This window comes from Enterobacter sp. 22499, from assembly GCF_052044815.1.
Taxonomy (GTDB): Bacteria; Pseudomonadota; Gammaproteobacteria; order Enterobacterales; family Enterobacteriaceae; genus Enterobacter; species Enterobacter bugandensis.
Genome location: NZ_JBQENR010000003.1, coordinates 70,716 through 89,878, shown reverse-complemented (window position 1 = coordinate 89,878; position 19,163 = coordinate 70,716). Strand labels below are relative to the sequence as shown.

14 protein-coding genes are annotated in these 19,163 nt (G+C 55.5%); 5 read left to right on the top strand and 9 right to left on the bottom strand.

All coding sequences use genetic code 11. The features are described from left to right. The first annotated feature begins 46 nt into the window (after nt 1–46). On the top strand, nt 47–1,639 hold the full coding sequence (locus ACTJI7_RS11575; protein ID WP_063155479.1) for an STY4199 family HEPN domain-containing protein: 1,593 nt from the start codon (nt 47–49) through the stop codon (nt 1,637–1,639). Between the two features lie 47 nt (nt 1,640–1,686). Here the strand turns inward: ACTJI7_RS11575 and ACTJI7_RS11570 are convergent, their stop codons facing one another. From ACTJI7_RS11570 to ACTJI7_RS11560, 3 genes are all read right to left on the bottom strand, one after another. Next, a complete protein-coding gene (locus ACTJI7_RS11570) occupies nt 1,687–3,336 on the bottom strand; it encodes an alpha,alpha-trehalase (protein WP_028014741.1) in 1,650 nt (549 codons plus the stop codon). A 183-nt stretch (nt 3,337–3,519) separates the two neighbouring features. Further along, a complete protein-coding gene (gene gorA / locus ACTJI7_RS11565; RefSeq protein WP_440670408.1) occupies nt 3,520–4,872 on the bottom strand; it encodes a glutathione-disulfide reductase in 1,353 nt (450 codons plus the stop codon). 71 nt (nt 4,873–4,943) lie between these two features. Then, nucleotides 4,944–5,786 carry a 23S rRNA (adenine(2030)-N(6))-methyltransferase RlmJ gene (locus ACTJI7_RS11560; RefSeq protein ID WP_046889498.1) on the bottom strand — a complete coding sequence of 281 codons (843 nt, stop codon included), beginning with the start codon at nt 5,784–5,786 and terminating at the stop codon, nt 4,944–4,946. Nucleotides 5,787–5,965: 179 nt separating this feature from the next. Between ACTJI7_RS11560 and prlC the strand changes: the two genes are divergently transcribed. Then, the gene (gene prlC, locus ACTJI7_RS11555; protein WP_063155481.1) at nt 5,966–8,008 is read left to right on the top strand and encodes an oligopeptidase A; all 2,043 of its coding nucleotides are present in this window, start codon (nt 5,966–5,968) and stop codon (nt 8,006–8,008) included. A gap of 7 nt (nt 8,009–8,015) precedes the next feature. Beyond that, nucleotides 8,016–8,768: a 16S rRNA (guanine(1516)-N(2))-methyltransferase RsmJ gene (rsmJ, locus tag ACTJI7_RS11550; protein ID WP_063155482.1), complete on the top strand. Its 753-nt coding sequence runs from the start codon at nt 8,016–8,018 to the stop codon at nt 8,766–8,768. 60 nt (nt 8,769–8,828) lie between these two features. Here the strand turns inward: rsmJ and uspA are convergent, their stop codons facing one another. Next, complete coding sequence (gene uspA, locus ACTJI7_RS11545) at nt 8,829–9,266, bottom strand: universal stress protein UspA (RefSeq protein WP_003861223.1); 438 nt, start codon at nt 9,264–9,266, stop codon at nt 8,829–8,831. Between the two features lie 283 nt (nt 9,267–9,549). On the opposite strand from uspA, the gene uspB reads away from it, so the two are divergent. Next, entirely contained in the window at nt 9,550–9,885 is a 336-nt protein-coding gene (uspB, locus tag ACTJI7_RS11540; RefSeq protein WP_003861224.1) for a universal stress protein UspB, read from the top strand. Nucleotides 9,886–9,938: 53 nt separating this feature from the next. Here the strand turns inward: uspB and pitA are convergent, their stop codons facing one another. Continuing rightward, on the bottom strand, nt 9,939–11,438 hold the full coding sequence (pitA, locus tag ACTJI7_RS11535) for an inorganic phosphate transporter PitA (protein ID WP_063155483.1): 1,500 nt from the start codon (nt 11,436–11,438) through the stop codon (nt 9,939–9,941). A gap of 228 nt (nt 11,439–11,666) precedes the next feature. On the opposite strand from pitA, the gene ACTJI7_RS11530 reads away from it, so the two are divergent. Continuing rightward, the gene (locus ACTJI7_RS11530) at nt 11,667–12,863 is read left to right on the top strand and encodes an NAD(P)/FAD-dependent oxidoreductase (RefSeq protein WP_063155502.1); all 1,197 of its coding nucleotides are present in this window, start codon (nt 11,667–11,669) and stop codon (nt 12,861–12,863) included. Between the two features lie 53 nt (nt 12,864–12,916). Here ACTJI7_RS11530 and ACTJI7_RS11525 read toward each other — a convergent pair whose 3' ends face one another. From ACTJI7_RS11525 to ACTJI7_RS11510, 4 genes are all read right to left on the bottom strand, one after another. Next, nucleotides 12,917–14,740 carry an integrin alpha gene (locus tag ACTJI7_RS11525; protein WP_063155484.1) on the bottom strand — a complete coding sequence of 608 codons (1,824 nt, stop codon included), beginning with the start codon at nt 14,738–14,740 and terminating at the stop codon, nt 12,917–12,919. A gap of 107 nt (nt 14,741–14,847) precedes the next feature. Continuing rightward, nucleotides 14,848–15,891 (bottom strand): fimbrial protein, encoded by a 1,044-nt coding sequence (locus tag ACTJI7_RS11520; protein WP_047367220.1) that lies wholly within the window; start codon nt 15,889–15,891, stop codon nt 14,848–14,850. 11 nt (nt 15,892–15,902) lie between these two features. Then, nucleotides 15,903–18,410, bottom strand: coding sequence for a fimbria/pilus outer membrane usher protein (locus ACTJI7_RS11515; RefSeq protein ID WP_074148001.1), 2,508 nt, complete (start codon nt 18,408–18,410; stop codon nt 15,903–15,905). A gap of 37 nt (nt 18,411–18,447) precedes the next feature. Next, nucleotides 18,448–19,131 carry a fimbrial biogenesis chaperone gene (locus ACTJI7_RS11510; RefSeq protein ID WP_041911869.1) on the bottom strand — a complete coding sequence of 228 codons (684 nt, stop codon included), beginning with the start codon at nt 19,129–19,131 and terminating at the stop codon, nt 18,448–18,450. Nucleotides 19,132–19,163 lie beyond the last annotated feature (32 nt).

The following is a 19,163-nucleotide window of genomic DNA, read 5'->3' as shown; positions in this document are numbered from 1 at the left end:
CGTTAGTGCCCATTCCGGATGTCTTCGCTGTCGCTTAAGGAAAACAATGACTCTCAGCACATCACATCATATCCGCGAACAGTTTGAACACTGTCTGGCGGTCATTCGCCAGGCGTCGGTGGAAATCTTGCTTCTTCTGAATGTACATGTTTCTGAGGGGAAAGATCCACGCTGGTTTCTGGAACAGCTGGACAGCGCGCGTTTAGGCCTCGGGGGATGGGCTACGGTTGCGAAGAAGCTTAACCTGAATGATGCCGAGATGTCGGAATTTACGCTGCAGCTGCGCCTGCTGCAGCAGCGCGTCCCGCAGTACGAAAGCGGGCAGGATGTCAGTGAAAACCAGCTTATTGCGGCGATGCGGTTTGTGACTACGCTGGAACATCTTCGTCTGCAGCAGCCGCTTCTGACCTACAGCACCGAGCTGGCCCCGGGAAGCGAACTCCAGCAACAGCAGGCGCACAAGCAGGTACGCGCAATTGAGTTAATGATTAAAGGCCTCATTCAGCAGGCCTGGCCCGATCAGCTGCGGCTCAATAATCATCTTAAAACCTTATTTAACGCTGACCGCGTACGGCGCTGGCTGAAGCATGGCGAAATCAACGATGTCCTGAGCGGCATGATGTTCAGTGAACTGGCGCAAATGCTGGTGGATAAAAAAGAGTTCAGCCGCTATTACGCCTCGCTGTTTAACGACCCGTCCATGCTGACGCTCCTGGTGGAGCCGCGCAAAACGCTGCAAACCTTCCTCGACGACATCCGGCAAATCCGCAACAGCATTACGGTGCAGAAAACGTTAAGTTCGGCGCAAATTCAGCTGCTGGATAACTACTACATGCAGATCTCCCGTCCGGTTCAACGCGCGTTTGAAGAGGGGAGAACGCGCGTCAACCCGGCCGGATTCATGGCGGTGGATGCCAGCGAGCTGCACGCGTTCTGGGAAAAGGCGCAAAAAATGGATCGGGTTACCGGTGGGGATCTGTTTGAAGTCCGCGACACGATTGAAAAGCCGACCCAGCGCGCCCCGCGCACGCCCGAACAGCGTGAGCAGCTTATCTCCGGTGCGCTATGGGGAGCGGTCGGCGTGATGGTGATTGCCATCGTGGTAGGCGGCTTCTGGCTGGTGACCAGCAGCAAACCGCAGCCTGCGGCCGAAAATACGGCGCAAGCGGCGGCTCCGCCGCAGGAGATGCGCGAAACCCCTTCTTCGCGCGAGACGCTGACGCGCATGGGAGTGACCTGGGACGAGAGTAATTTCCGTTCGGCGATTAACCGCAACGATACCCGCGTGGCGCTGCTCTTTTTGCAGGGTGGGATGGACTGGAAGCTGTCATGGACCGAAGAGGCGATGTCGGCAGGCTATGACGACGTTCTGGAGCTTATGCTGCGCTATCGGCAGAACATGGCAGAAGAGAAGCCGTGTCGTCGTTTCATCAATACGCTCAGCCACGCCATGTCAAACGGCGAGTCCCTGACGTCAATACGTAAAGAGTATCTGAAAGCGTTCTGCACCGTGCCGGCCGTGGTGAAGCGCCAGAAGCACGATCTTGAGATGGCAATGCGACGCGCGCAGTCACAGCCGGATGCCACCACGAAAAAATGGCAGTCTATTCAGACCGCCATTTATGAGGTGATTCGCTAACGTTTTCCCCTCTCCCCAGAGGGGAGAGGGGCCAGATCGCACCCCTCTCAAGGCTCCCCATACAAGCCAATCAACCGTCGCACCACGCCGTTCGTCCAGCCGAAGCCATCCTGCAGCGGATACTCCCCGCCGCCCCCTTCGCGCGGCGTACTGCTGGCGATGTGGTACTTCTCAATCAGCTTGTGGTGCGTCTTGTAGAAGTGGTTCACCGTATGCAGCCAGCTCCAGGCGATTTCATCCCCCAGCGAGTCGTTGCCGTACTGCTTGAACCCCTGAATCGCCATCCACTGCAGCGGCGCCCAGCCGTTGGGTTTATCCCACTGCTCGCCGGTTTCGTACTCGGTTGCCAGAATCCCACCCGGCGTCAGCAGACGCGCTTTTACCGCGTCAGATAAACGTTCTGCCTGCTCGTGCGTCGCCATTCCAACATACAGCGGCACAATGCTAGCGGCAGAAAACAGCGCCATCTGCTCGCGTCGCCAGTCGTAATCGCGGTAACAGCCACTCTCCTCGTCCCACAGATAGCGGTTCACCGCCGCGCGGCGATCGGTGGCCTTCTGGCGGAACAGCTCGGCCGTCTCTTTATCCCCTTTCGACGCCGAGATATTGGCAATCGCGCTCTCCAGCTTAAACAGGAAGGCGTTCAAATCGATGGGGATAAACTGCGTCGTGCGGATGCTGGCGAGCCGCGCCGGATCGCGCAGCCAGCGGGAGGAGTAGTCCCAGCCAGACGCTGCTCCCGCACGCAGATCGCGATAGACTTCATTCGGCGGACGGCCCGAGTGGCGGGCGGTTTCCACGTCCTCAATCCACGATTCGTCGCGCGGGGTGTCACGGTCGTCCCAGTATCGGTTCAGCAATGAGCCGTCCGGCATGCGCACCGCGCTGCGGTAGGCCTGATTAAGCAGCAGCGACTCCGCGCCGTCCATCCAGAAGGCGTGCTCCATTTTGAGGTGGTCGAGGTAGCGCTTCGCGCCGCGCACGCCGTCCTCTTCAAACAGCTCCACCATCAGGGCAAAGACCGGCGGCTGCGAGCGGCTGAGATAATAGGTGCGGTTGCCGTTAGGGATATGGCCGTAGCGTTCGATCAGCCACGCGAAGTTATCCGCCATGCACTTCAGCAGATCGTTACGGCCACTTTCCGCCAGCCCCAGCATGGAGAAGTAAGAATCCCAGTAGTAGGTCTCGCTGAATCGCCCGCCGGGCACGATATAGGCCTGCGGCAGCGCCAGCAGGGACGACCAGGGAATATGGTCCTGCGGTTCGCGCGTCAGGACGGGCCACAGGCTATCAATGTGCTCTTTCAGCGACAGTCCGGGGTCGGAGACATATTCCGTGCTGTAGGTTTCAGGCAGCCAAAAGTGGTTCTCAACGAACTGGCGCAGGTCGAAATCCCGGTGCCGTCTGACCTTACGGTAGCGGATCAGAATATCCAGCGGATCCATCTTCGGCGCGCAGTCAGGGAAGGTTTTGCTGTCCGCAAACAGCCGCGTCGACTGGACGTGTTCGAACAGTTCAAGGTAGCGATCGGCGGGCGTCAGGGCATCGGAGGCGGGTAGCCCCTCGATCATTTCGGGTTCCGGCTCCGCCTCAATCATCTCATCCAGTTTTAACTCGCAGGGATCGGTCTCGTAGCGCAGCTCTTCTGCAATCTCGAATTCGATGTTCTCGGTAGCCTGTAGTTTCTGGTTGAACATGGTGATAGGGACCTCCGGTTGTGTGTTCTGAAGACAGGTTTCTCCGGGCGTCCTATAAGCGTAGACATTCGCTTCGGTAGATGTGGAGGGATATGTGCGGTAGATCACTCTTTTCGGAGCATTCGTTTTGCAACGATTTATGTATGTGAATAAAAAAAGCCCCTCCGGAGAGGGGCTTCTGCATTATCGCATGGTGACAAACTCTTCCGCCGCCGTCGGGTGGATAGCCACGGTGTTGTCGAAGTCTTTCTTGGTCGCACCCATCTTCAGCGCCACCGCAAAGCCCTGCAGGATCTCATCCATGCCGAAGCCGATGCCGTGGATACCGACAATCTTCTCTTCCGGGCCCACGCAGACCAGCTTCATGCGGCACGGCTGACGGTGAGAGGTGACGGCGGTATACATCGCGGTGAACGCGGATTTATACACTTTCACCTGGTCGTCGCCGTACTGCTCGCGCGCCTGCGGCTCGGTTAAGCCGACGGTGCCGATTGGCGGGTGGCTAAAGACCACGGTCGGGATGTTGCTGTAGTCCAGATGCTCGTCCGGCTTGTTATTGAACAGGCGCTCGGAGAGACGACGGCCCGCCGCAACGGCCACCGGCGTCAGTTCAACCGCACCGGTGTTATCACCGACGGCGTAAATGCCCGGTACGCTGGTGTTCTGGAACTTATCGACGACGATGTAGCCTTTTTCGTCGGTTTTCACGCCAGTCACCGCCAGGTTAAAGCTGTCGTTCGCCGGTTCACGACCAATCGCCCAGATCAGGCAATCAACGGTCTGGCTGCGGCCATCTTCCAGCTCAAGGGTCAGGCTGCCGTCCGCGTTTTTAATGACCGCTTTAGGCACGGCGTTGGTGTGCAGGGTTGGGCCTTCGGTGTTCATCACTTCAACCAGCGTATCGACGATCAGCGGGTCAAAGCTGCGCAGCGGTGCGTGTTTACGCACGAACAGGTGCGCTTCTGCGCCCAGGCCGTTAATCACGCCAGCCAGCTCAACCGCGATGTAACCTGCGCCCACAATGGCCACGCGATCAGGCAGAGCAGGCAGCTCGAAGAAGCCGTCGGAGTCGATACCGTATTCCGCGCCCGGAATATTCGGGTGGCTCGGGCGGCCGCCGGTGGCGATCAGGATATGATCGGCGGTGATCGTCTCGCCGTTCACTTCGATCGTTTTCGCGTTCACAAAGCGGGCGAAGCCGTGAATCACGTCGACGTTATTTTTGCCCAGCACGTTGTCGTACGAGGTGTGAATGCGGTCGATGTAGGCGGTACGGCTGGCGATCAGCTTGTCCCAGTCGAAATTGTTGATGGTGGTGTCAAAGCCGTAGTCCGGACCGTACATATGGATCGCTTCACGAATTTGCGCCGCGTGCCACATCACCTTTTTCGGTACACAACCCACGTTCACGCAGGTGCCGCCCAGCGCTTTGGCTTCAATCAGCGCACATTTCTGGCCGTACATGGCCGCGCGGTTGATGGAGGCGATGCCGCCGCTGCCGCCGCCGATTGCGATGTAGTCATAATGCTTAGTCATAGCTTTTGTCCTTAATCGTGAATTGCCGCGATTGTATACCTGAAATCAATAGTTTCCACCGATGGCTGCAATTACTCCGGCACGATCCAGCTGACGGTGGCGTGGCCCGTTCCGGCTGGCACCAGCGTTTTGTGCAGCCACGGCAGCACGTTGTTCATCTGCGCTTCGAGCTTCCACGGCGGGTTAATGACGATCATGCCGGAAGCAGTCATGCCGCGCTGGTCGCTGTCCGGGCGTACCGCCAGCTCAATCTGCAGGATTTTACGAATGCCGGTCGCCTCAAGGTCTTTGATCATGCGCTTGATCTGCGCGCGCAGCACCACCGGGTACCACAGGGCATAGGTTCCGGTCGCAAAACGTTTGTAGCCTTCGTTGATGCCGGTCACCACCGCCTGATAGTCGGTTTTGATTTCGTACGGTGGGTCGATCAGCACCAGGCCGCGACGGGAAACCGGCGGCAGCTTGGCTTTCAGCTGCTGGTAGCCGTCGGCTTTGTCGACGCGGGCGCGGCTGTCTTTCTGAAATTCCGAACGCAGCAGCGGGAAGTCGCTCGGGTGCAGTTCGGTCAGCTGGAGGCTGTCCTGCTCGCGCAGCAGCTGGCGGGCAATCAGCGGTGAGCCAGGGTAGTAGCGCAGCTGGCCGTTGCGGTTGAAGTGATTCACCACGCCAATGTAAGGCTCCAGCTCGGCGGGCAGGTCGTCCTGCTGCCAGATGCGGGCGATGCCCTCAAGATATTCGCCGGTACGCTCGGCATGCTCGCCGCTCAGCTGATAACGGCCCGCGCCCGCATGGGTGTCCAGATAGAGAAACGGCTTCTCTTTCTCTTTAAGCGATTCAATGATCAGGCTCTGAACGGTGTGTTTGAGGACGTCGGCATGGTTGCCAGCGTGGAAGCTGTGGCGATAACTGAGCATGGGTAATGGTATTCCGCTGAATTGACGATTTGCCACAGTTTACAGCAGAACGGCACAGATTACCCGCAGGCCCGGTAAGCGCAGCTATTGAAATCCTCTACACTTAACCCCATTACTGAAAACAATATGCACAGCGCCGGATGCGCGCTTCATTCACCTATTTCAACAGGACAGCGTTTATGACCAATCCATTACTGACGCCTTTTTCGTTGCCACCGTTTTCTAAAATCCTCCCTGAGCATGTGGTTCCAGCCGTTACCCAGTCGCTGGACAACTGCCGCGCGGCGGTAGAAAGCGTGGTTGCGCAGGGCGCGCCGTACACCTGGGAGAATCTGTGTCAGCCGCTGGCCGAAGTGGACGACGTGCTGGGGCGTATCTTCTCCCCGGTGAGCCACCTGAACTCGGTGAAAAACAGCCCGGAACTGCGTGAAGCCTACGAACAAACCCTGCCGCTGCTCTCTGAGTACAGCACCTGGGTCGGCCAGCATGAAGGGCTGTACAAAGCCTACCGCGACCTGCGCGACGGCGACCATTATGCCGCACTGAACACGGCGCAGAAAAAATCGGTTGATAACGCCCTGCGTGACTTTGAGCTGTCCGGTATCGGTCTGCCAAAAGAGAAGCAGGTTCGCTACGGTGAAATCGCTGCGCGCCTGTCCGAACTGGGTAACCAGTACAGCAACAACGTCCTTGACGCCACCATGGGCTGGACGAAGCTGATTACCAACGAAGCAGAGCTGGCGGGTATGCCGGAAAGCGCACTGGCGGCGGCGAAAGCCCAGGCCGAAGCGAAAGAGCAGGAAGGCTTCCTGTTAACGCTGGATATCCCGAGCTATCTGCCGGTGATGACCTACTGCGACAACCAGGCCCTGCGTGAAGAGATGTACCGCGCCTACAGCACCCGCGCCTCCGATCAGGGGCCGAATGCCGGTAAGTGGGACAACAGCCCGGTCATGGCGGAAATCCTCGCCCTGCGTCACGAGCTGGCTCAGCTGCTGGGCTTCGACAGCTACGCGGATAAATCCCTCGCCACCAAAATGGCCGAAAACCCGCAGCAGGTGCTCGACTTCCTGACCGATCTGGCCAAACGTGCTCGTCCTCAGGGTGAGAAAGAGCTGGCCCAGCTGCGCGCCTTCGCGAAAGCGGAGTTTGGCGTGGACGAGCTGCAGCCGTGGGATATCGCGTACTACAGCGAAAAACAGAAGCAGCACCTCTACAGCATCAGCGACGAACAGCTGCGCCCGTACTTCCCGGAAAACAAAGCCGTCAACGGCCTGTTTGAAGTGGTGAAACGCATTTACGGCATTACCGCTAAAGAGCGTACTGATATTGACGTCTGGCATCCGGACGTACGCTTCTTCGAACTGTATGACGAGAAAAACGAACTGCGCGGCAGCTTCTACCTCGATCTCTACGCGCGTGAGAACAAGCGCGGCGGGGCGTGGATGGACGACTGCGTGGGCCAGATGCGTAAAGCAGACGGTTCCCTGCAAAAACCGGTCGCCTATCTGACCTGTAACTTCAACCGTCCGGTAAGCGGCAAACCTGCGCTGTTCACCCACGACGAAGTGATCACCCTGTTCCACGAGTTCGGTCACGGCCTGCACCACATGCTGACCCGCATCGAAACCGCCGGCGTCGCCGGTATCAGCGGGGTGCCATGGGATGCGGTCGAGCTGCCAAGCCAGTTTATGGAAAACTGGTGCTGGGAGCCGGACGCGCTGGCGTTTATCTCCGGCCACTATGAGACCGGCGAACCGCTGCCGAAAGAGCTGCTGGATAAAATGCTGGCAGCGAAAAACTACCAGGCGGCGATGTTCATTCTGCGTCAGCTGGAGTTCGGCCTGTTCGATTTCCGCCTGCACGCCGAGTTCAGCCCGGAGCAGGGGGCGAAAATCCTCGAAACGCTGGCCGAGATTAAAAAGCAGGTCGCCGTTATTCCAGGCCCAACCTGGGGACGCTTCCCGCACGCGTTCAGCCACATTTTCGCGGGCGGCTACGCGGCGGGCTATTACAGCTACCTGTGGGCCGACGTGCTGGCGGCGGATGCCTTCTCTCGCTTCGAGGAAGAGGGGATCTTCAACCGCGAAACCGGCCAGTCGTTCCTTGACAACATCCTGACCCGCGGCGGTTCTGAAGAGCCAATGGTGCTATTCAAACGCTTCCGTGGCCGCGAGCCGCAGTTGGATGCGATGCTTGAGCATTACGGGATCAAAGGCTGATTGTTACGTGAAGATCTGCTTAGTGGATGAAACGGGCGCCGGAGACGGCGCCTTATCTGTTCTGGCGGCCCGCTGGGGGCTGGAGCACGATGAAGAGAACCTGATGGCGCTGGTGATGACGTCAGCACATCTCGAATTACGCAAGCGCGATGAACCGAAGCTCGGCGGGATTTTTGTCGACTTCGTTGGCGGCGCGATGGCGCACCGGCGTAAGTTCGGCGGCGGTCGCGGCGAAGCGGTGGCCAAAGCGGTCGGCATTAAGGGGAGCTATCTCCCGGACGTGGTGGACGCCACGGCGGGGCTGGGACGCGATGCGTTTGTGCTGGCGTCGGTGGGCTGCCGGGTGCGGATGCTGGAGCGTAATCCGGTTGTTGCCGCGCTGCTCGACGACGGGCTGACGCGAGGCTATGCGGACCCGGAAATCGGCCCGTGGCTGCAGGAGCGTTTGCAGCTTATCCACGCGTCAAGCCTGACGGCGCTGACGGACATCACCCCGCGTCCGCAGGTGGTCTACCTCGACCCGATGTTCCCGCATAAGCAGAAAAGCGCGCTGGTGAAGAAAGAGATGCGGGTATTTCAGTCGCTGGTGGGGCCGGATTTAGACGCAGACGGCCTGCTGGAGCCGGCTCGTCAGCTCGCGACGAAGCGGGTCGTGGTGAAGCGTCCGGATTACGCGCCGCCGCTGGCGGACGTCGCGACTACTAACGCGGTGACCACGAAAGGGCATCGGTTTGATATTTATTCGGGTACGCCAGAATAAAAAAAGCCGGGTGGCGGCTTCGCCTTACCCGGCCTACTTTCAGTGCCGCTTTTTTTGCACTTACTCGTCTTCTTCGTCGCGCAGCGGAACAATCAGCATGTCCACGTGAACGGTGTTAATCAGCTGGCGTGCTGAAGACATCAGCTTGCTCCAGAAGTCCTGATGGTGACCGCATACCACCAGATCCATATCGTATTTCTTAATCGCATCAACCAGCACCTGACCCAGGTCGCCGCTGCCGCTCAGGGTTTCGGTGATCGGATAGCCCGCGTTGGTGGAGAGCTCGCTCAGCGCGTGATGCGTTTCTTCAGAGATGCGTTTCTGCATATCGCCCAGATTGACGTCGATCAGACCGGTGTAGAGGTCGGAGTAATTCACATCAACGTGAATCAGGGAGACTTTCGCGTTGTAGGGACGTGCCATAGATACCGCTTTATCAACCAGCACTTTGCTCTCCGGGGAGAGATCTACCGCGATAAGAATGTGTTTGTAAGCCATAGTGTTACTCCTTCCTTAAGTTATCGATGACTAAATGGGAAAGCCGTCGTCTGATGCTTTCATTACGGCCCAGTTAAACATATTTTTCAAGCTTTGGTGTTGATAACGATTAACCTTGTGGCAAAAAAATTAACGGATCTCCTACACTATTTAATGAGCCGTTCGGATATTAAAACGCGAACCGGATCGACTTTTAGTCATTCTTTCACTGAACTGTCTGTCAGGGCATTGGGGTGCGGTAGCTCAGGAGCCTTGCTTCGTGGGTGGACGCCGGGGAGGATGTATGATTAGCACCGTCGCATTGTTTTGGGCGTTATGCGTAGTTTGCATAGTGAATATGGCGCGCTACTTCTCATCGTTACGTGCGCTGTTAGTGGTACTTCGTGGTTGCGATCCGTTGCTGTATCAGTATGTGGACGGTGGAGGGTTCTTCACCTCGCATGGACAGCCCAGCAAGCAGATGCGTCTGGTGGGGTATATCTACTACCAGCGCTACCGCGATCATCACGATGAAGAGTTTATCCGTCGCTGCGAGCGTCTGCGTCGTCAGTTCATTTTGACCAGCGCCCTGTGTGGGCTGGTCGTGGTCAGTATGATTGCGTTGATGATTTGGCACTGAGCATAAAAAAAGCGGGTCAGTTTCCTGACCCGCTTTTTGTCGCCTTCAGCCAATCAAATCAGCTTCAGCGAAATCCAGTACAACCCGCCTGACAGCAGGATAGAAGCCGGAAGCGTAAACACCCAGGCCATCAGAATGTTGGTCACGGTTTTGCGCTGCAGACCGCCGCCGTCAACAATCATGGTACCTGCCACGGACGAGGAGAGTACGTGGGTGGTGGATACCGGCATACCGGTGTAGCTCGCCAGACCGATAGACACTGCCGCCGTCATCTGCGCGGACATACCCTGCGCATAGGTCATGCCTTTCTTACCGATCTTCTCGCCGATGGTGGTCGCCACACGGCGCCAGCCAATCATCGTACCGATACCCAGCGCCAGCGCGACGGCCATGATGATCCAGATTGGCGCGTACTCAATGGTATTGAGCATATCGCTTTTCAGTTTCTTCAGCAGACGCTTGTCGTCACCATTCACCTCTGGCAGCTTCGCGACTTTATCGGTCACGTCGGAGATACAGAGCATGATACGACGCAGCTGACCACGCTGTTCAACGGCCAGTTTATCGTAGCTTTCGATGTTGCCCAGCATACCTTTGGCACGTTCCAGCGCGTTAATCGCGTTAGCCGGATGGCAGTGGAATTCGCCAGGCGCGGTGGTGGCACCGGCATCCGGAGAAGGGATCAGTTGGTCAACGCCGGTCGCTTTTTTCAGCAGCTCAGGGTGCTGCTGGAAATAGGTTTCAACGTTGTTGACCGCATCACGGGTACGGGTGATTTCGTAACCCGAGGCGTTCATATTCACCACGAAGCCCGCCGGTGCGACACCGATCAGAACCAGCATCACCAGACCAATGCCTTTCTGCCCGTCGTTCGCGCCATGAGAGAAGGCCACGCCGATAGCGGAAATGATCAGGGCGATACGCGTCCAGAATGGCGGCTTTTTCTTGCCGTCTTTCTTCTCACGCTCTGCTGGCGTCAGGTGTATACGCGCACGTTTCTTCGTGTTGCTCCAGTAGCGACGCAGGATGAAAATCAATCCACCCGCAACCACCAGACCCACGATAGGGGAGACGATGAGAGAAGCGAAAATGCCCAGTACTTTAGGCAGATTCAGCGCATCAACAACCGATGTCCCGGTCATCAGGGCGTTGGTTAACCCGATACCGATAATCGCGCCGATGAGGGTGTGAGAGCTGGATGCAGGCAGGCCAAAATACCAGGTACCGAGGTTCCAGATAATGGCAGCAAGCAGCATTGAGAACACCATGGCGAGGCCATGACCGGAACTCACGTTAAGCAGCAGATCCGTTGGCAGCATATGCACGATCGCATACGCAACGCTCAGTCCGCCCAGGAGGACACCAAAAAAGTTAAATACCGCCGCCATAACAACCGCAAGCTGCGATCGCATTGCGCGAGTGTAGATAACCGTTGCTACTGCGTTTGCAGTGTCGTGGAAGCCGTTGATCGCTTCGTAAAACAGTACAAAAACCAGAGCAAGCAATAGTAAAAGCCCGGTATGTAAATCCAGGCCGGCAAACAAATGTAGCATAGGACGTTACGCCATTTTGAGGACATGAACGCGGCGCATTATCCAGGACAAATGCGCAACGGGCAAAGTGAAATATAGACTTTTTTTGACATACCACCTGATTTGGGAAAAGTGCCTGAAAGGATAATCGTTAAATTTCAATGGAATGGCTTTGTAATATCTTTTTACGCTGGTGTGACCACAGAGGAAACTTTACAATCCGAGGCAGTTAACGAAGAGGGTTTTGACGTGGAAAGGTTTGATGCCGTGGTTATTGGCGCCGGTGCGGCGGGTATGTTTTGTGCGGCGATGGCCGGACAGGCGGGTCGTCGCGTGCTGTTGCTGGACAACGGAAAAAAGCCTGGCCGCAAGATCCTGATGTCAGGCGGCGGGCGCTGCAACTTCACCAATCTTTATGTCGAACCCGCGGCCTATTTGAGCCAGAACCGCCATTTTTGCAAATCTGCGCTGGCGCGTTACACCCAGTGGGACTTTATCGACCTGGTGGGTAAGCACGGGATCGCGTGGCATGAAAAGACGCTCGGGCAACTCTTCTGCGACGACTCCGCGCAGCAGATTGTCGATATGCTGGTGGCCGAGTGCGAGAAGGGCGGCGTGGTCATGCGCCTGCGCACTGAAGTGCTGGAGGTCGCCCGCGACGAGCAGGGCTACACGCTGCTGCTGAACGGTGACACCGTCAGCGCCGATAATCTGGTCATCGCCAGCGGCGGTCTGTCGATGCCCGGGCTGGGCGCGTCACCGTTCGGCTACAAGATTGCCGAGCAGTTTGGCCTGAAGGTGCTGCCCACCCGCGCCGGGCTGGTGCCGTTCACGCTGCATAAGCCGCTGCTGGAGCAGCTTCAGACGCTGTCCGGCGTCTCTGTTCCCTCCGTTATTACTGCCGAAGACGGGACGGTATTCCGCGAAAACCTGCTCTTTACCCACCGCGGTCTCTCCGGCCCGGCGGTCCTGCAAATCTCCAGCTACTGGCAGCCGGGGGAATTTGTCTCGGTGAATCTGGTGCCGGACAGCGATCTGGACGCGTTCCTCAACGAACAGCGCGCCGCGCACCCGAATCAGAGCCTGAAAAATACCCTGGCGATGCAGCTGCCGAAGCGTCTGGTGGAGTGTTTGCAGGGACTGGGGCAGATCCCCGACGTGTCGCTCAAGCAGCTTAACAGCCGCGAGCAGGAGACGTTGGTGGATACGCTAACGAACTGGCGCGTTCAGCCAAACGGCACCGAGGGGTATCGCACGGCGGAAGTGACGCTGGGCGGTGTCGACACGAATGAGCTTTCTTCACGCACGATGGAAGCGCGCAACGTGCCGGGGCTCTACTTTATTGGCGAAGTAATGGACGTAACCGGCTGGCTCGGCGGGTACAATTTCCAGTGGGCGTGGTCGAGCGCCTGGGCGTGCGCGCAGGCGCTGCAAAATGCGCAATAAATTGCCGGGGAGTCTCCTCCCCGGCGGTGTTGCCCATTCAGATGATGTAAGCATTAATCCGGTATAGCGTAATCCGCAATGCGGAAGGTGACCTTACCTGTCCAGGTGTTATCACGGTAAGAACCAATGGCGAGACTGTCCTGAGTGAAGCCATTGAAGCTCCCGGCCGCAATGGACGCGCCGAATTTTTCATACTGATTTTTACCCCAGTAGACTTTCGCAACGCCTTCTCTCACCAGCGTATTAATATTGATCATGCCTTCTTCATCGTCAGCGTAGTCATCCAGGCTTTTACCGCCGTTGATGACGTACACGGCGCCCACCTGCGTGCCGCTGCCGTTCACCGCATTCGGATCGCCGATCACCAGGTCTTTTTTACCGTCGCCGTTCAAGTCCACATTACCGAGAATGCTGTTCCCGAACCCTGCCAGCTTGCTGCCAGGCCTGTCGGCGTAAATAGCATAGCCATCATGTACGCTAAATGTTTTGTTGTAGTTCAGCCGGGTGTGCGCCGCATCGAGGAACAGAGACGATGGCAGCTTACTGCCGTCGGCCTTACCTTTAATAATCCAGACCAGCCCGGAACGTTTTTTATCAATACCCATGTCGGCAGGGGCGCTAATCGCAAAAGCGTTAGCGTGAGCATTCAGGAAATTACCTAATGGCGTAATGGTGCCGTTATTGGGCTTATCCTGCGTATACGCGCTATGATCGTTACTTCCTTCACCTCCGCCGGACTGACCACCCAGGAAAGCCGCCCCCATACCGTGAATGCGGGTTGCCTGCGTCGCGTTTAGCGAGGCGATGTCGAGATTCCCCTGGTTGAAGCTGCTGCCGTAGACGAGATAGGCCGTGCCGCGTCCATCAGTGCCGCTGTTCTCTGATTTACGGCCTTCATTGACCGATTCCGGGTCGACGATCAGGTAATCACTGAAGCCGTCGCCGTTAATATCCCCGACATCGCTGATCTGCTGCCCAAGGTTGTAGTTAAGGGGTTTATCCGGACCGTTGGTGGCGGTCATTTGCGGACGAATATAGGCACCGGTCGCGGCAGGGATCTCCCAGTCGCCCAGGTTGTTGCGCTTAATATCAATGTTCCGCCACTGATCGCCTGGCTTTTGAGCGCCGTAGATAATGATGGCGCCGCCGCGTCCGCCCGTGCCTTCGATATCGCCGATAGCAAGATCGACCATCTTGTTAGCCACTGCAGAATTTTTATATTTAATTGGGCCTACCGCGGCGCCAAACCAGCCGCCGGTATTCGCATTGCCTGAAGAATTCACCGTACGGATGCGAATACCCAGGCGAGCGTCGCCGTTGTCGATATCATTGAGGTCAATCTGATTAGAAAGACGCGCGCCGGTACGGTGATGCGGTCCGCCCCAGATAATATAGACCTGATCATGCCAGTGGGAGGCGATGACTAAATCATCATATCCATCGCCGTTAATATCACCGATTTTACGTACCGCGACGCCCATCCATTTTGTCGTCACTGAGCCAGGCTTATTCGCTTTATTGCTGTGGATAATTTTAAGCGCGTTTTGCGGATCGAATTCACCTACGTTATTGACTTGCTGCATGGGTTTCCCACCGGAAGTCCCGAAAATGACGTACGCGATCCCTTTTGCGCCATCCCCCCAGGGGGCCGTAATGACAATATCTTCACCCGCGATATGCGAACCATTGTCCTTATCGGAAAACTTACCGATCGTGGTCATCGTCATACCGAAATAGTCTTTTTGTTTTTCACCCTTAATAGATACAGGGACAGAATAAGGCTCGATATCGCTGGCGATAACCTGTGATGCCGTGATGCCAGTACCTGATAAAGCTGCAACGCAAAGCGCTACACGCGTTTTCGTTTTGAGTTTCATAGTATATATCCTTATACAAATCCATTTTTCATACCCGGCAACTCATTTGTATAGCGCTATGTGTTGCCGGGAAATAAGAGGTTTCTACGCTGTATTAAGTTTTTTCTTTATTTAAACTCGAAATCCAGCGTGGATGTGGCTTCAAATTTTCCCGGTTGTGGAGACTTTTCTCCTTGTTGGACAGGTGTTGCTATAATAGTGACATTCCCCTCCTGCGTTGGTACGGCCGAACTGCTGCCATCAATTTTATTCCCGTTGTGTTCAAGTTTTATCCCTAAATCATTGCGCTCACCTTCATCATTATGGGTCTTGATAAAACCAGAGCCATTAAAATCGGACGCGCGGAACTTAATACTCACCTTGCTTTCATCTTCAGGATTTTTGCAAGTCACACGAATATCCACGCTTTTTTGCTTACCGGTGGCCTCGGGCTTAAATTCATTCGCGGTAATACTGCCAAACGGGACCTTGATGGTTTGCCCGTCATTAATCATGCATTGTGGTGGAATATCAATTGACAGTTGGAAATTAAGTGTGACAAAAGGTCTGGAGGTGTCATAACTCCCCGTCTGTTTTTTGGCAAAAATGGTCACTAATTCCTGCATAGGAATATCAATGCGGCCTGAAGGAAGCGGTTTAGTTAATTCCAGAGAGACAGTCCCGCTGGAGCCGGTTGCGAACAGAGTATGGTCGTTTTTATCATCACAGTTATTTGTCGCAGGACGTCCATTATCAACGCCGGCGGTATTACTCAAATCAACCGGGATATACCGCAATTCATCCTCGCCACCAAGAACGACATTTATACCGATATTAATACCCTTTTCCGCATCCAGAGGATAATAGATAAAGTCTGCGTTACGTTTGCCGCCTCCTGTGCCCAGTTTCGTACTGGTAAATCGAAATAAGATACTTTCTGGCACGCTGGAGTCCTGACAGAGGCAGATACCATTAAAATTACCTTTATTATTCCATGTGGATTGGGTTGTGCCGGGTACGTCGTCAGCAGTAAGGTTTTCGATAATATCAAACTTGTGCGCCTGGCCAGATACGGTTGATGTCGGCCAGCAGCTTCCTACAACATCAGCATAAGCTGGCGCGCCCATCAATCCCCCTGCTGCCAGGCACGCGAGTAACGTTAATTTTTTCATTTTTAATTCCTTTATTTATTAACGGATGATTTGCAGGTCTGCGTTAACTGCACAATTCCGCTAATCGTGGGTTCCTGGCCAGAAAGCTGATAGTGAACCTGGCAACGCTGATCGGATTTCTTACCCCAGCTCACGTCTAACGTCCCTTTTTCTGCCATCCCGGTGAGGAATACGCTGCCTTCATCACCCACAATGCTTGTGGTGGTATTCTGAGAAACAATGGCACCGAACGGAACGGGTTTGCCCTGCGCATCTTTCAGCGTCATCATCAGGCGTTTACCCACCGCCGTGGTGAAACGTGCCCGAACGATAGCCCCCCGGGTAGGAACGACTTTATGGCTGTTACTTTCCAGCTCGACATCGTCAGGTAATGTATCGGGACGCAGCTGGATATTGCTCTCCTGATAAGGTGTCAGGTAAGGCACCACCGCATAGCCCCAGGGGTCGGTGCGCACGCCAGTGTGGTTACGGACGCTGACACCTGCGGCATCCGGCGCTTCAACCAGAGCGACCGTTTCACCCAGCGACTGCGCCAGCGTGACGCCATGAGGATGAACCAGCACGCCCCCGCGCAGGCTGTAATTCAGCCGCTGCGCGTCCCGGCTATAGCCATACCCGGCGCCAACCTGCGCATAGCGTCCGTTATAGCTAAGCGAGGCATCGCTGCTGTTTGCCTGGCTCCCTGGGTTGATATTCTGCTGTACGCTCCAGTTCAGGTTATTGTCCTCAAGGGCGCTGCCGCTCAGGGAAACACTGTGGCCTGGCGAGCGTTTTTCCGCCGCAGAGAAGGTGTAACCGGCACGCGTGGAGCGGAGCCATTTGTCCAGAGGGACGCTCACGCTCAGGCTGAACAGATTGTCCTGATTATAGAGACGCTGGTTATCCTCTTTTGTCACGTTCAGATAGTGGTTGTAATTCAGGCTATAGCTGATCCCGTTCCAGCTGTTGCCATAGCCCAGCGTGGCGGAGGTCGTGCGTTTTTGGCTCGTGTGGTAGTCCTCGCTGACCAGCATGGCGGAGAGATAGCCGAGGTTTTCTCCCAGGTTTTGGTTTAGCGTCAGTTCTGTACGGCTACGGCGTCGATCCAGGCGCGAGGGTTGCGAGTGATAGCTGCTCAGGGTTTCACCGAGCGTGTAGAAATCGGACGTCGAGTAGCGATAGCCCGCAATCGCAACGTTAGTGCCGGTAGACAGCAAATTTTTGTTATAGCGCAGGCGTAGCGACTGTCCCCGGTTTTTTTCTGCCTGTTTAGTGGTGGCCCAGGCCTGGGTAATATCAAATGACAGTGCACCAAAATCGCCCATGTTTTTACCCATGCCAAAAAGCAGGGACTGATATTGGCTGGCAGCCTGCATGCCTCCGTATATCGAGGTTTCCCACGGCAGACCGTAAATCAGGCTCCCTTGTGAAAACAGGGCATTCTCAGCATCGCTGCTGCTGGAACGATAGCTGCCGCTAATGACTTCATATTTGTATTGCCCTTCCCGCTGCATAACCGCTAACGACGCGTAAGGCACTAAAGAGACTTGTTCGCTGCCATCCGCCTCTTTCACCACAACTTTCAGCTCGCCGCTGCTGCCGAGGTAAAGATCGTTGATGACAAATTCACCGGGCGGGACATAGCTTTGATAAATGCTGTAGCCGTTCTGAAAAATAGTGATCTGGGCATTAGTACGAGCAATACCGCGGATCACCGGCGCATAGCCTCGCAGGCTGCCCGGAAGCATCTGTTCATCCGAGTAAAGCTGAACGCCGCGAAACGGGGTGCTATCAAAGACTTCTGCGGTAGAACTGTTATCCCCGACAATCAGCTGGCTATTTAGGGCGCTGATATCACGCTGCAGATAGGTATAAACCGATTCCCAGCGCCCAGCTTGTCCCTGGCTGTTACTCCAGGTCGAGAAATTGCGTAAACGCCAGGGTCCAACGTTCAGTCCCGGACGCAGGCTGAGGTACTGGCTATCGGTTCCCGTCCCGTTGTGCGAGGTCCACGTGGCGCCGCTGTAGTTGTAGCTGAGCATCAGGCCCGGAATACCCTGTTCCCGACGCGCAGGATCGATGTAGCCGTGAGCGTGGCTGTCCAGGGCCGCCTGGGGAATGCTGAGCCTTAACGCCTGCTCGCTGAAGTCAAATTCGCTGCTTGCGAGAGGGATCGCCGACAGATTCGCGCAGCCCTGAGTATCGTCCCGGAGCAACGGGAATGCCGCCGTTTTAACACCAAACGACTGGAGCGTCTCCTCGCTGAGGCACGGTGCGAGGATATTTTTATGCTGCGCGTTCTCTTCGAGTCGAAACGTGACATCGCGCGTGTCGAACATTTTATTGTTAAGAAACAGGTCAACACGATAAACGCCGGGTGTCTGGCTCTCTTTGTTCTCAAAGAGAGAAAGATCGACGGCGGTACGCGGCGCGCCACCCGTTTCCAGAAAGGCCGGGTCGAAGTAATCACTGGCGTATAATGCGCTGGGTAATATCCAGGCAAAGCAAAGCGCTGGACGAATGCCCCAAAATATAGTCATGAAAAAATACCCCTGTGAGGTTATTGTTTTAAAATCGTTATTCTATTTTTTGTGTGATTAACTGGCTGTTGCCGCCGTAATCATTGATATATTTCCATTGTACGGTGGCATTGTTTTTCAAAAGCGTGTTCCTGAGCGTGAATGTTGTGCTGCTTTTAGGCGCGAGCATGTCAATCTCTGACCATGCTTTGTTATTGATCTTCACCTCCGCAAAGGAAATGTAATAAGACGAGTTGTTGCGTACAATGAGTTCGTTATTTTTAACAGACCATTGCACATTCTTACTAATATCCGTGGGTTCATCCATTAAATTTGACGGACGATAAAATAATTTGATTCGGGTATTTACCGCTATCTGCAGTTTATTAATGTCCTCTCTGGAAGAGGAGGGGATCGATTTTACGTTGATCCAGAAAAGCGACTCGCGATCCTGCGGTAAAGGCGCGCCGTTATAGATAATACGTAGCGCGTTGGACTTACCTGCATCCATGCGAAAAAGCGGTGGCGTCACAATAAACGGGGCTTTGGTGCCCTGTGAATCTTTGCCCTGTACCCAGCTTTGTACCAGGAACGGGCTGGCAGTATTATTTCTGACTGTAATATTGCTCTCTTTCTTGTCCGCATGATATACCACTCGCGTATTGGATAAGGTCACACTGGCGTGTGACATACAAGAGCCAAAGAGCAGAGCCAGCAGCGTCAGATAGCGTTTCCTTAACATAAAACGTCCTTGCGTTCCGGGCTGTTATTCAT